At 69.4% G+C, this 12,773-nt stretch carries 15 protein-coding genes and 1 other RNA gene; 12 read left to right on the top strand and 4 right to left on the bottom strand.

All coding sequences use genetic code 11. From position 1 onward, the window contains the following. Nucleotides 1-5: 5 nt before the first annotated feature. From EPN98_RS09995 to recR, 6 genes are all read left to right on the top strand, one after another. Complete coding sequence (locus tag EPN98_RS09995) at nt 6-509, top strand: SRPBCC family protein (RefSeq protein WP_293362543.1); 504 nt, start codon at nt 6-8, stop codon at nt 507-509. A 176-nt stretch (nt 510-685) separates the two neighbouring features. After that, entirely contained in the window at nt 686-1,051 is a 366-nt protein-coding gene (locus EPN98_RS10000) for a hypothetical protein (protein ID WP_293362544.1), read from the top strand. 67 nt (nt 1,052-1,118) lie between these two features. After that, nucleotides 1,119-1,217, top strand: an RNA gene (ffs, locus tag EPN98_RS10005) — signal recognition particle sRNA small type. Nucleotides 1,218-1,348: 131 nt separating this feature from the next. Beyond that, a complete protein-coding gene (locus EPN98_RS10010) occupies nt 1,349-3,100 on the top strand; it encodes a DNA polymerase III subunit gamma/tau (protein WP_293362631.1) in 1,752 nt (583 codons plus the stop codon). 122 nt (nt 3,101-3,222) lie between these two features. Continuing rightward, a complete protein-coding gene (locus EPN98_RS10015; RefSeq protein ID WP_293362545.1) occupies nt 3,223-3,549 on the top strand; it encodes a YbaB/EbfC family nucleoid-associated protein in 327 nt (108 codons plus the stop codon). A gap of 37 nt (nt 3,550-3,586) precedes the next feature. After that, nucleotides 3,587-4,189 carry a recombination mediator RecR gene (gene recR / locus EPN98_RS10020; RefSeq protein WP_293362546.1) on the top strand — a complete coding sequence of 201 codons (603 nt, stop codon included), beginning with the start codon at nt 3,587-3,589 and terminating at the stop codon, nt 4,187-4,189. Here recR and EPN98_RS10025 read toward each other — a convergent pair. Beyond that, nucleotides 4,173-5,423 (bottom strand): MFS transporter, encoded by a 1,251-nt coding sequence (locus tag EPN98_RS10025; protein ID WP_293362547.1) that lies wholly within the window; start codon nt 5,421-5,423, stop codon nt 4,173-4,175. The genes recR and EPN98_RS10025 overlap by 17 nt on opposite strands. 151 nt (nt 5,424-5,574) lie before the next feature. Here EPN98_RS10025 and EPN98_RS10030 point away from each other — a divergent pair, with 151 nt between their 5' ends. Further along, nucleotides 5,575-6,789 carry a DNA recombination protein RmuC gene (locus EPN98_RS10030; RefSeq protein WP_293362548.1) on the top strand — a complete coding sequence of 405 codons (1,215 nt, stop codon included), beginning with the start codon at nt 5,575-5,577 and terminating at the stop codon, nt 6,787-6,789. Nucleotides 6,790-6,809: 20 nt separating this feature from the next. Here EPN98_RS10030 and EPN98_RS10035 read toward each other — a convergent pair whose 3' ends face one another. Continuing rightward, on the bottom strand, nt 6,810-7,274 hold the full coding sequence (locus EPN98_RS10035) for a MarR family transcriptional regulator (RefSeq protein WP_293362549.1): 465 nt from the start codon (nt 7,272-7,274) through the stop codon (nt 6,810-6,812). A gap of 78 nt (nt 7,275-7,352) precedes the next feature. Here EPN98_RS10035 and EPN98_RS10040 point away from each other — a divergent pair, with 78 nt between their 5' ends. The 3 genes from EPN98_RS10040 (at nt 7,353) to EPN98_RS10050 (ending at nt 9,723) form a co-directional block, all read left to right on the top strand. Next, nucleotides 7,353-8,276, top strand: coding sequence for an NAD(P)-dependent oxidoreductase (locus tag EPN98_RS10040; protein ID WP_293362550.1), 924 nt, complete (start codon nt 7,353-7,355; stop codon nt 8,274-8,276). Beyond that, entirely contained in the window at nt 8,277-9,131 is an 855-nt protein-coding gene (locus EPN98_RS10045) for an enoyl-CoA hydratase/isomerase family protein (protein ID WP_293362551.1), read from the top strand. A gap of 82 nt (nt 9,132-9,213) precedes the next feature. Beyond that, the gene (locus tag EPN98_RS10050) at nt 9,214-9,723 is read left to right on the top strand and encodes a peptide deformylase (RefSeq protein WP_293362552.1); all 510 of its coding nucleotides are present in this window, start codon (nt 9,214-9,216) and stop codon (nt 9,721-9,723) included. Nucleotides 9,724-9,871: 148 nt separating this feature from the next. On the opposite strand, the gene EPN98_RS10055 is transcribed toward EPN98_RS10050, so the two are convergent. Further along, entirely contained in the window at nt 9,872-10,159 is a 288-nt protein-coding gene (locus EPN98_RS10055) for a hypothetical protein (protein WP_293362553.1), read from the bottom strand. An 85-nt stretch (nt 10,160-10,244) separates the two neighbouring features. Here EPN98_RS10055 and fmt point away from each other — a divergent pair, with 85 nt between their 5' ends. Together fmt and truA are read left to right on the top strand one after the other, a co-directional pair. Beyond that, complete coding sequence (gene fmt / locus EPN98_RS10060; RefSeq protein ID WP_293362554.1) at nt 10,245-11,171, top strand: methionyl-tRNA formyltransferase; 927 nt, start codon at nt 10,245-10,247, stop codon at nt 11,169-11,171. Next, a complete protein-coding gene (gene truA / locus EPN98_RS10065; RefSeq protein ID WP_293362555.1) occupies nt 11,171-11,911 on the top strand; it encodes a tRNA pseudouridine(38-40) synthase TruA in 741 nt (246 codons plus the stop codon). The genes fmt and truA overlap by 1 nt, the downstream gene beginning before the upstream one ends. On the opposite strand, the gene EPN98_RS10070 is transcribed toward truA, so the two are convergent. After that, a complete protein-coding gene (locus tag EPN98_RS10070; protein ID WP_293362556.1) occupies nt 11,912-12,655 on the bottom strand; it encodes a hypothetical protein in 744 nt (247 codons plus the stop codon). Nucleotides 12,656-12,773: the final 118 nt, after the last annotated feature.

A 12,773-nucleotide genomic window follows, 5' to 3' on the forward strand; every position in this document is an offset into this window, starting at 1 on the left:
GTTGGATGTCGGACGAAGAGCACGTGAAGGCGGCCTTCTCGCGCGTGGATGGGCAGGTGCAGGCCCTGATGCGCCGTCGTTTCGACCACCTCACGGTGTCGGTCTGGTCGATGCTGACCGACGCCGCGCGGCTCCCGCTGTGGCTCGCCCCGGGCGCGATCGAGCCTCGGCTGGGCGGCGCGGTGCGGCTGGATTTCGCCGACAGCGGGACGATCGTGGACAGCACGGTCACGGCCTACGCGCCCGGGCGGCTTCTCGAATACTCGTGGAGCGGCCCGGGCGAGCCCACGCGTCCCGTGCGCTGGCAGTTGGCGCCCGATGGCGACGGGACCGTGCTCACCCTGACGTTGCGCGTGCCTGAGGGCGAAGACGCCGGCCGCGCCTGCGCCGGGTGGGAGGCGCACCTCGAGATGCTGGAAGCGGCCCTCGAAGGCGTGCCCATCAAGTTCCCGTTCGAGACGTTCAAGGCCTGGCGCGACGCCTATCGCGCCGAGCTGGCGCAGGCCTGAAGACCCTCAGTTCGGAAGCCCCGAGACCCGCGACGTGCTCGTCGTGCGCCCCCGCAGGCGGAGGAATGCGCGGATCGCCGATTGACGCCGGGCGAACAAGGGCGGCGCCCGCTTTGCGGGGCGTCCCAACGTGTGACCGGCTTGAAGGCCGGCCCGGCCGCCGCCTAGGCTTGGCCATGTTCCACGAGGGCCCGTCCTGGATGACCGAGGCGATGCGGGCGGCCCGGTCGCTGACGGCGACGACGCGCAAGACCCGCGGCGCGGGGCATTCGGTCTATGTCGTGCTGCTGCGTGATCCGCGGCGGTCCGATCCCTGGGGCCTCTACGTCGGCCAGACCTCGCGCGACCCCGACCTGCGGTTCGACCAGCACAAGGCCGGCTACAAGGCCAGCGGGGCGGCGCGGCGGTTCGGCCAGCAGCTGTTGCCCGACCTGGTGGCCCACCTGAACCCGATGCGCCGCTGGGAGGCGCTGGACCTCGAGGCGGCGCTGGCCGAGGCTTTCCGCGCGGCGGGCGTGCCCTGGGTCGAAGGTGGGCACTAGCGACACCCCCCTGCGGCGAAAGCGGCCGCCTCTTGCCCCCAGGCCTCCGATCCGCCATATGCCGCCTCGGAGATCGGCGGCGGACGAGCGCCTCGCCAACCTGGTCAGGGCCGGAAGGCAGCAGCCACAACGAATCACGCTTCGGGTTGTCGTTCGGTCTCCACCCAACCTTCCCCACATTTTCTGGCGCTATCGCTTTGCCCGCCGCCTGCCGTCCCGTTAGATGGCGGCATGGGCGACGACTTCGACCGCGACGATTCTGAACTTCCGCACGAACCGGATCCGAACGCCCAGGACATGTTCGGCGGCGCGCCGGTCGCGCCTCCCGCCCGGACGCCCGTCGAGGACGAAGGCGCGGCCTACACCGTCATTGCGCGGAAGTACCGGCCGCGGGCGTTCGAGGACCTCTACGGCCAGGAGGCCATGGTCCGCACCCTGCGCAACGCCTTCGCCACCGGGCGGATCGCGCACGCCTTCATGCTGACCGGCGTCCGCGGGGTGGGGAAGACCACGACCGCGCGCCTGCTGGCCCGGGCCCTGAACTACGAGACCGACACGATCCGCGAGCCCTCGCTGGAGCTGCGCGAAGAGGGCCGCCACTGCCGCTCGATCATCGAGGGCCGGCACATGGACGTGCTGGAGCTCGACGCCGCCAGCCGCACCGGCGTGGGCGACATCCGCGAGCTGCTGGAGGGCGTGCGCTACGCCCCGGTGGAGGCCCGCTACAAGGTCTACATAATCGACGAGGTCCACATGCTGTCGACGGGGGCGTTCAACGCGCTCCTGAAGACGCTGGAGGAGCCGCCGCCGCACGCCAAGTTCATCTTCGCCACCACCGAGATCCGCAAGGTTCCGGTGACGATCCTCTCGCGCACCCAGCGGTTCGACCTGCGCCGGGTCGAGCCGGAGGTGCTGGTCAAGAACCTGGAGATGATCTGCGAGAACGAGGGCGCTCGCGTCGAGGCCGAGGGCCTGATGCTGATCGCCCGCGCCGCGGAGGGTTCGGTCCGCGACGGCCAGTCGATGCTGGACCAGGCGATCGTCCAGGCCGATCCGGGCCAGACGGTCTCGGCGGCGTCGATCCGCGACATGCTGGGCCTGGCCGACCGGGCGCAGACGATCACCCTGTTCGAGCAGGTGATGCGCGGCGAGGCCGGCGCCGCCATCGAGACCTTCCGCCAGCTCTACGGCTACGGCGCGAACCCCGATCAGGTGGTGATGGACCTGCTTGATCACACCCATGGCGCTTCGGTCGCCAAGGCCATCGGACCCAACGCCCTGGTGATGCCGAAGGAGCAGGCGCTGCGGCTGGCGGCGGTCGGCGCGGCCGTGTCGGCCGGCATGCTGTCGCGGGTATGGCAGCTGACCTTGAAGGCGTACGAGGAGGTTCGCCGCGCGCCCGACGCGGCGGCGGCGGTCGACATGGCGCTGATCCGGCTGGCCTACGCGGCCGACCTGCCTGGGCCGGAAGAGGCCTTGAAGCGGCTGCAGTCGGGCGAGCCCGTCAGCGGCGGCGGCCCGGCGGCCGGCCCCTCGGGCGGCGGTGGCGGGGGCCCCGCGTCGCGGCAGGGCGGGCTGGCGACCAACGCGGTGGCGCGGCAGATGACAGCGCCGATGCCGTCGACCGAGCCGGCGGCCAACCTGAAGACCTTCGAGGACATGCTGGCCCTGATCGACCGGCGCCGCGACATCCGGCTCAAGCTGGACGTGGAGCGGTTCATCCGCCCAATCAGCTTCCGGCCCGGAGCCATAGAGTACGAGCCGGGCCCGGGTTCGCCGCCCGACCTGGCGCAACGGCTGGTCACCCGGCTGAAGGAGTGGACCGGCGAGCGCTGGCTGCTCTCGACCCAGGGCGGCGGCGGCGCCGAAAGCCTGTGGGAAAAGCAGAAGCGCGAGGAGCGTGAGGTCCGCGCGGAGGTCGAGCAACACCCGTTCGTGCAGAGCGTGATGCAGGCGTTCCCTGGAACGGAAATCGTCGGCGTCCGCCAGCTGTCGCAGCCGCAGCCCGCCGAGGCCGCTCCGCCCGAGGAGGCCGAGGATGAGGACTGACCGCGGCGGATCTGAAATTGGAGGCCCGGCGCACTACATCGTCAGGACGTCGAAGCTTCCCGGTGATGGCGGCCGACATGGTCAACATCCCTGCACGCACCTTTTGAAGTGAGTATCGCCCCGTGAAAGACCTAGGTTCGATCATGAAGCAGGCCCAGGCCATGCAGCAGCGCATGGCCGAGGCGCAGGAGAAGATCGCCGCGCTGGAAGTGCAGGGCACCTCAGGCGGCGGCATGGTCAGGCTGACGCTGAAAGGCACGGGCGAGCTGGCGCGCGTCGAGCTGGACGAGAGCCTGATGGCGCCCGGCGAGGGCGAAGTGGTGGCCGACCTGATGGTCGCCGCCCACGCCGACGCCAAGCGCAAGCTGGATGAGAAGCAGGCCGACGTGATGCGTGAGGCGGCGGGGCCGCTGGCAGGGCTGAACATCCCCGGCATGCCCAAGTTCTGATGCGGCTCGCCTCGCCCAAAGCGAAGACGTCCGCCTAATGGCCGCCTCCGCCGGCCCCGAGATCGAACGGCTGATCGGCCTCCTGGCGAAGCTGCCGGGCCTGGGGCCGCGGTCGGCCAGGCGCGCGGCGCTGGCGCTGCTGAAGCGGCGCGACCAGCTGCTGCTGCCGCTGACGGACGCCATGGCCGAGGCGGCGGCGCGGGTGAAGACCTGCAGCCTCTGCGGCAGTCTGGACACCCAGGACCCGTGCGCCATCTGCGCCGAACCGGCCCGCGACGGCACGCTGATCTGCGTGGTCGAGGAGGTGGGCGCGCTCTGGGCCATGGAGCGAGCCTCGGCGTTCCGGGGCCGCTACCACGTGTTGGGCGGGCTGCTCTCGGCGCTGGATGGCGTGGGGCCTGAGGCGCTGCGCGTTGCGCCGCTGGTCGACCGCGCCGGCCAGCAGGGCGTGAAGGAAGTGATCCTGGCGCTGCCCGCCACCGTCGATGGCCAGACCACGGCCCACTACCTCGCCGACCGGCTCGCGGGGTGCGACGTGAGCATCACCATGCTGGCGCGGGGCGTGCCGGTGGGCGGCGAACTGGACTGGCTGGACGACGGAACCATCGCCCAGGCGATGCGGGCTAGGCGCCCGGCCTAGCGTCCCACACGATCGGCTCGATCTTCCGGATCATCACCGACCACGCCACCACGCCGATCACCGTGAAGCCCGCGGCCAGCAGAAAGGCGCCTTCCCAGGCCCCGGTGCGGTCGACGATGACGCCGGTGAAGATCGGCCCCAGGATGCCGGCGAAGTTGGCCCAACCGTTCTGGATGCCCACCCATTTGCCCGCGGCCTTGGGCCCGGCCAGCGTCTGGCCGGTGGCGAAGATGTGCGGGCCCACCGCGCCCAGGCCGATGGCGACGACGAACAGGCTGGCCACCGCGATCTGCGGCGGGGCCAGCGCGCCGACCAGGAGGCCGGTGGCGGCCACCGCGTGGGTGCCCACGAAGAACGTCTTGCGCACCCGGTTGGGCGTCGCGCCCGAGGCGATCCAGCGGTCCGAGATCCAGCCGCTGACGAACGAGGCGGCCGCGTAGGCCAGGTAGAGCGCGCCGCCGATGTTGGCCATCTGCCCCACCGTGTAGCCCTGGGCCTGGACCAGGTAGAGCGGCATCCACGAGACGATGAAGTAGAAGCCGAAGTTGACCGAGAAGTGCCCCAGGCTCGCGCCCCACAGCTCGGGTCGCTTCAGGATGGCGGCGAACGAGGGGCCGTCGTGGGTGGTCGGCTGGGCGGCCGCGCCCGACAGATGGCGGGTGGCGATCATCCAGGGGAGCAGCCACAGGAGCGACACCGCGCCGAACAGGATGAAGACCCCGCGCCAGCCCAGCTGCTCCATGAGGTGGCCGCCAAAGAAGATGCCGACCGCCGGACCCAGCGACAGGCCCACGATGATCAGGCCGTTGGCGGCGCCCAGTCGCGAGGCGTCCACGTGGCGGGCCAAGAGCGCCGAGCTGCAGGGGAAGGCCGCGGCCTCGCCCACGCCTAGCACCAGCCGCAGCAGGAGCAGCGCCGCGAAGCCGCTGGCGAAACCCGTCATCAGCGTGGCGATCGACCAGAGCGCGAGGCCCGCGGCCAGGGTCAGGTAGGCGTTGAAACGGTCGGCCAGCCAGCCGGCCAGCACCAGCCCCGGCGTATAGGCCCAGAAGAAGGCCGAGATCAGCAGGCCGATCTGTGTAGCGTCGAGGCCGAGCTCGCCCTTGATCAGCGGCGCGGCGGTCGCGAGGTTGCCGCGGTCGACGTAGTTGATGAACACCGCCAGCGCGAGCAGTGGGACGATCAGCGGCCCGAAAGCGGCCCTGGTTGTCGGCGCAACGGCCCCGTTGGTCATCGTTACGCTTCCCCCCTCGAATACCGGCGCGCACCGTCGCATCGAACCTGGCGCGTGGCCAGGGGGACGGAAGAGGGCGGCGTCAGGGCGGCCGAAAGGCACGTGGCGGATCAACCTTCCGCCGACTCACACGGTGCGGTAGGAACGCACCATGAACGGACTTCTCTTCCTGTCGATCATCTGCGTGCTGATCGCTGCCGGCGCCCTCGCCTGGGCGCTGCGCGAGCGCACTCGCGCCGCCCACGCCGAGCTCAAGATGAGGCTGATGGCCGAGCAGGGCGAACTGGTGCGGGCCCAACTGACCCAGTCGGCGACGAATGTGGCCGAGGAGCTCCTGCGCCGGAACGAAGAGGCGGTTCGCAACCGCGAGCAGCTGGCCCAGGCGCGGCTGGAGGCCCAGCTGAAGCCGGTCGCCGAGAGCCTGCAGAAGTTCCAGGAGCAGGTCACCGCCGTCGAAAAGCAGCGGGCCGAGGAGCAGGGCGGCCTGAAGGAACAGATCGCCCAGATGCTGGCCGCCTCGGCCGCCACCCAGGACGAGGCGCGCAAGCTGTCGGCGGCGCTGCGGCGCGGCGCCGGCGTGCAGGGGCGCTGGGGCGAGCAGACGCTCCGCAACGTGCTCGAGGCGGCGGGCCTGTCGGGCCGCTTCGACTTCGAGGAACAGGCGTCCACCGACACCGAGGAGGGCCGCCGGCGGCCGGATGTGGTGGTGAAGATGCCGGGCGGCGGGGTGTTCGTGATCGACGCCAAGTGCTCGCTGAACGCCTTCCTTGAGTTGCAGGACGCCCCCGACGAGGCGGCCCGCGACCTGATCGGCCTGCGCCACGTGCAGAGCGTGCGCAGCCACACCCAGGGGCTTTCGGCCAAGGCCTATTGGGACCAGTTCGACAACTCGCCCGACTTCGTCGCCATGTTCGTCCCGCTGGACTCGGCGCTGGCCGCGGCCCTGGACCGCGCGCCCGACCTGATGACCGAGGCGATGGACCGCCGCGTGGTGATCGTGACGCCGTCGACGCTGTTCGCGCTGTGCAAGGCCGTGGCCTACGGCTGGCGCGTCGAAGAGCAGGCGGCCAACGCCCGCAAGATCGCCGACCTGGGCCGCGAGCTCTACAAGCGCATCGCCGTGATGGGCGCGCACGCCGGCTCGGTGGGCAAGGCGCTGGAGACCGCGGTCAGCAAGTACAACCAGTTCGTGGGTTCGCTGGAGACCCAGGTGCTGACCCAGGCCCGCCGCTTCGAGGACCTGAAGGTTGACCACGAAGGCCGCGACGTGCCCAGCCTGGAGGCGCTCGAGGCCGCCGTCCGGCCGCTGGCCAAGCTTTCGGCGGACGAACCCGTGCCGCCGGTGCGGTTGCACGCGGGCGAGTAGGCGCGACGTGGTCCGCCCGGCTAGGCTCCAGAACCGTCGGGGCCGGCCGCCCGATCGATACCGGTCGCCATCTTCCTGAGCAATCGGAGGAGTTCAGCCTGCTCGTGGTCGCTCCAGTCCGCGAAGTACTCTTCCGTCAGCCTTCGCCGCGTCCGTGCAAACTCGGCCAGCATCTGCTTTCCGGAGGCGGTGGGACTCAGCAGGCGAATCCGCCCGTCGGCGGGTGAGGGCGTTCGTTGGATTAGGCCGAGTTCTTCAAGCCGGCTCACCTGCCGGCTTACCGTCGAGTGATCGCGACCCACCAGGCCTGCTAGCTCGACTGCGCCGAGCGGCCCGGCCGAACCGATGCGCGTCAGCAGCGGAAACAGTGCACGGTCGAGTTTGACGCCGGCGCGCGTGAGGAAGCGGGCATCGACATCCGAGCGGTTCATAACCCCGCTAACCTGGAGAAGGATGTCGTGCAGTTCGTCGGCCCAGCTCATCATCCGTGCAATTTACACACAAATTCTTGACCTGTCGTCGCCATCGCATATACGTGCAAAATGCACGGATATGAGGGGAAATTGTACCCCGCGCCGGGCGCAGGAGATCTCCGTATGTCGACGGCGTTGCCCAAGGTGGCGTTTCTAGGGCTTGGCAAGATGGGTGTCGCCATGGCGGCGAACATTCAGCGCGCCGGGTTTCCGCTTACGGTCTGGAACCGTACGGCCGACAAGGCGGCGGCGCTCGTCGCCAGGGGAGCGAGGTGTGCCCCCACGCCTGAGGCCGCCGTCCATCAAGCCGACATTGTGATCTCCAGCCTAGCCGATGATGCGGTGGTCAATGCCGTCGTCAGCGGGCCGTCCGGTATCCTCGCGGGGCTGTCCAAGGGCGCGATCCATGTCGGGACAAGCACCATCTCGCCAGGGCTCGCCGATCGGCTGGCGCAGGACCATGAAGCCCAGGGCTCATTCTATGTCGCCGGGCCGGTAGTCGGCCGAACAAATGCTGCCGAGGCCGCCCAACTGACGACCATCCTCGCCGGCGATGCCCGGGTCATCGAAAGGGCGCGCCCGGTGGTCGCCGCCTACGCCTCGGGGATACTGCCGGGCGGCGCTTTCGCCCGCCAGGCCAACGCCGCGAAGCTCATCGCCAATTTTCTCGGTGCGTCCGGGCTGGACCTGATCGGCCAGACGCTGGCTCTGGGCGAGCGATCGGGCGTGGCGCCTGAACTACTGCGGATGATGCTGTTCGGGTTTTTCGGCCACGAGGCCACGCGCGAGTATATCGACAAGATCACCGCCCGTGACTTCGACGACGTGGGTTTCACGGTCACGGGCGGCCTGAAAGACGTTGAACTCATGATCGCCGCCGGTCGCGACGTGGACCTCGAGCTCTCCACCGCCCGGGCTCTGCAAGCGAAGCTTGCGGGGGCCGTGAAGCGCGGCTGGGACGGCAAGGACTGGTCCTGCCTGACCGACATCGACCGCCTGCATCAGGAGGCCTGAATGTCGCTCAGTTCCTTCGTGTCCACACCCGACTTCGCCGAGTATAGCCACCGCTTCAAGGATCACTTCCTTATGCAGCGCAGGAGCGACGGCGTGTTGCTGGTCGAGGCCCATACTCAAGGCGGCTCGATCCAGCTCAGCGTCGAGAACCATCGTGCGCTGGGTCAGATGCTGAAAACGGTCGGCTCAGACCCGGACAACGAGCTACTGATCCTTACCGGGTCGGGCGACGACTTCATGATGGCCATAGATCCCGACGGCTTCGAGCTGGAGCATCAGGATCTGCGGCACTGGACCTATGAGTACGCCTACAAGGACGGCCGCACCAACGTAAGCGCCCTGATCAACGACCTTGAAATACCCACCATTGGCGTGCTGAACGGCTCGGGCGCACACGCCGAAATCTGCCTGATGTGCGACCTGACGCTGTGCGCCGAGGAGGCGGTGATCTTCGATCCGCACTTCAATATGGGATCGGCGCCCGGTGACGGAATCCACAGCTGCCTGATCGAGCTTCTGGGCGTGAAGCGGGCAGCCTATGCCCTGATTACCGGCCAAAGGATCGACGCTGCGCTGGCGCTGGACTACGGCTTGGTGAACGAGATTCTGCCTCGCGCCGGACTCTTGGAGCGGGCCTGGCGCTTGGCTGACCACATCATGCGCCAGCCTCGGGTAACGCGGCGACTGACCACCCAGATCATCCGCCGCCCCTGGAAGAAGCGTATCGTGGATGACCTCGACGGCAGCTTTGGCATCCAGATGTTCGCCCACCTTGCCAAGAACGAAGCCCTCCACGACGGTTCGCGCGTCCGGGCCGCCGCAGACGCGACGCGCGGGCTGCTCGGAAGTCGCTAGCGCACTCGCTCGCGGCTGGCGCCTCATCATCCCGTGGACGGTCCGCCTTGACGCCCAGGAACGAGGTCCTTACCTCCCCGCCATGGCCATCCGAGAGATCCTGACCGTCCCGCACCCCGTGCTGAAGCAGGTGTCGCAGCCCGTCGACAAGGTCGACGACGAGCTGCGTGCGCTCATGGATGACATGCTGGAGACCATGTACGACGCCCCGGGCATCGGCCTGGCCGCCGTGCAGATCGGCGTGCCCAAGCGGGTGATCGTCATGGACCTCTCCCGCGAGGGCGAGGAGAAGGCGCCGCAGTACTTCGTGAACCCCGAGATCGTCTGGAAGTCGGAGGAGACAGCTCCCTACGAGGAAGGCTGCCTCTCGGTGCCCGAGATTTACGACGAGGTGGAACGCCCGGCGCGGGTCAAGCTGCGCTACCTGAACTACCAGGGCGAACAGGTCGAGGAAGACGCCGAAGGCCTCTACGCGGTCTGCATCCAGCACGAGATGGACCACCTCGAGGGCGTCCTCTTCATCGACTACCTCTCGCGGCTGAAGCGCGAACAGGCGGTCAAGAAGGTCAAGAAGCTGGTTCGGGCGGCGTAGCTCCCGCCGTTCCCTCCCCTCCGGGGAGGGTGGCGAGCGCAGCGAGACGGGTGGGGAAGCGACGATCCACACGGACGTCAGCACTCCGGCCCACACTTTCCCACCCTGGCGGCTGCGCCGCCTGTCCCTCCCCGGAGGGGAGGGGAGTCTACTTCGCCGCGTCCTTGCTCTCGGCCTCGACCTTCGCCGCGCCTTCCTTTGCGCCTTCGACGGCGCCCTTGGCGGTTTCCTTGAGCACCTTGCCGGCGTCGCCCGCGGCGTCCTTGATCTCGGCGCCCACTTCCTTGAGTTCCGGACTGCTGGCGGCGTCCTTGGCCTCGGCGGCGATCTTGTCGGCGGCGGCTTCCACGTCGTTGCCGGTGTCGCGGCGTTCGGCCTCGCTGCAGGCCGACAGGGCGAAGGCGGCGGCCGCGGCGATCATCAGCGTACGGATCATCTGAGAGCTCCCATGTGTCGGGCATCCAACGGTCCCGCTTGCCGCGAAGTTCCCTTCCCGCGCCCCGACCGCTAAGACGCAGCCCATGCGCCTGGCCTTCCTCGGTACGCCCGATTTCGCCGTCTCGGCCCTCGCCGCCATCGTCGAGGCCGGGCACGAGGTGGCGTGCGTCTACTCCCAGCCGCCCGCGCCCCGCGGCAGGGGCCACGAGCTGAAGCCCTCGTCGGTTCATGCGTTCGCGGAGGCGCACGGCATCCCGGTGCGCACGCCGGTCTCGATGCGCGACCCCGCCGAGATCGCCGCCTTCGCCGCCCTGCACCTTGACGCTGCGGTCGTCGTGGCGTTCGGCCAGATCCTGCCGGGCGCCGTGCTCGAGGCTCCGACGCTGGGTTCGTACAACCTCCACGGCTCGCTGCTGCCGCGCTGGCGGGGCGCAGCGCCGATCCAGCGGGCGATCATGGCCGGCGACACGGTGACCGGGGTCCAGGTCATGCGGATGACCGAAGGCCTGGACGAAGGCCCGGTGCTGTCGACCGCGACGGTCCGCATTGGCCCCCTAGACACCGCTGCGACCCTGCACGATCGGTTGGCCGCGGCCGGCGCCAAGCTGATCGTCGAGACCCTGGCCGATATCGCCGAGGGCCGCGCCGTCGCCGTGCCGCAGGCCGCGGAGGGCGTCACGTACGCCAAGAAGATCAGCCCCAAGTTCGCGCGCCTGGACTGGGCCAAGGAGGGCCGGGTTCTGGACCGCAAGATCCGCGGCATGTCGCCGTTCCCGGGCGCCTGGTTCGAGCTGCCGACCGACAAGGGCCCCGTGCGGGTCAAGGCGTTGCTCTCGACCTACGAGGACGCGACCGGGACGCCCGGCGTCACCCTGGACGACCGCCTGCTGGTGGGGACGGGCGAGGGCGCGGTGCGGCTGCTGAAGGTGCAGCGCGAGGGCAAGGGCCCGCAGGACGCCGACGTCTTCCTGCGGGGCACGCCGGCGCCCGCCGGGACCAAGCTCGGCTGATGCCCCGCTACCGCCTTCTGATCGAGTATGACGGCCGGCCGTTCCACGGCTTCCAGGCCCAGGCCGACCTGCCCAGCGTGCAGGGCTCGCTCGAGCGGGCGGTGAAGAAGTTCTGCGGCGAGGACCTGCGGGTGGGCGCCGCAGGGCGCACCGACACCGGCGTCCACGCCACAGGTCAGGTGGTGCATGTCGACCTGACCAAGGACTGGCCGGCCGAGACCGTGCGCAACGCGCTCAACTTCCACCTGATGCCAGACCCCGTGTCTGTGCTGTCGGCGGAGGTGGCGGTGGGCGACTGGCACAGCCGCTTTTCGGCGACCGGGCGACGGTATCTCTACCGCATCCTCAACCGCATGAGCCCGCCCGCGCTGGACCAGGGGCGAGTCTGGCACGTGAAGAAGCCGCTGGACGCCCAGGCCATGCATGAGGCGGCCCAGGTGTTGGTGGGCCACCACGACTTCACGACCTTCCGCGACCTCGCCTGCCAAGCCAAGTCGCCGATGAAGACCCTGGACGTCGCCAATGTCCGCCGCGAGGGCGACGAGGTGCTGCTGGAGTTCGCCTCGCGCTCGTTCCTGCACCGGCAGGTCCGCTCGATGACCGGCACTCTCGCCGAGGTGGGCGTGGGCCGCTGGACGAAGGCCGATGTGGAGGCCGCCCTGGCCGCACGGGACCGCAAGGCCTGCGGCCCCGTCGCCCCGGCCGAGGGGCTGTATCTGACGGGCGTCAGCTACGGGTGATCAGAGGCCGATGAGCCGCCGCGCCAGGATCGGCCAGCCGGGCGTATGGTAGATGAACGAGACTGCGAGCTCGGCGGCGAAGATGGCGGGGACAGCCATCTGGTAGACGCCGTGCAACCTCCGTCGCGTCAGCGCGTCGTAGGTGAGGGCCGCGAGAATGATGAGGTTCGCGCCGGTGTAGGTCTCCACGATCTTGCCCCAGAATCCGGCGCCGGCCACGGCGGCGAGACCTTCTCCCCACCAGCGCGTGTATGCGGCGCCGACGATCACAGCGGTCGCCAGCAGGATGAGCCGCTTGTGGGCCGGCGGATCACGGCGGCTGAACAGGGCCACGGTGGCCAGAACGGTGAAGGCCGCGACGTAGTAGATCGGGATGATGAAGAACTTGAGGTTCTCGGGATCACGGTCCGCATAGAAGCGCTGGCTGTAGACTTCGGAGACGAGGGCCGTGACTGCCATCACGGGAACGAGCACGACGCCGATCCAGCCCATGGCCTGGTGGGTGGCGACCCGGCCGATGCGCACCAGGGCTGCCTGGCTCGTCAGCAGCACCAACCATCCCACGAAGGCGGCGGCGTGAAGGTGCAGCACGATTGGTGCGGGATAGTCGGCCTGGCCCTGCAGGCGACCGGCGACTGCGGGCGCGAAACCCATGATCACCCCCAGCCAGCAGACCGCCACGAAGCCCAGGAAGAAGGATCGATCCCAGGCGTGGAAGGGCCGGAACGTCGCGTTCTTCGTCATGTGAAGCCCCCGCGGAATGGGGCGCATGCAGGTTGAGCGGCGTCAATCAACCGTCGGGCGCATCCGTCGGCGTCTGTGAAGAAGATGTCATGCCCTCGCGGCCGAGGGCGCGCTAGAA

Source organism: Phenylobacterium sp., from assembly GCF_004299445.1.
In the GTDB taxonomy this organism is placed as follows: Bacteria; Pseudomonadota; Alphaproteobacteria; order Caulobacterales; family Caulobacteraceae; genus Phenylobacterium.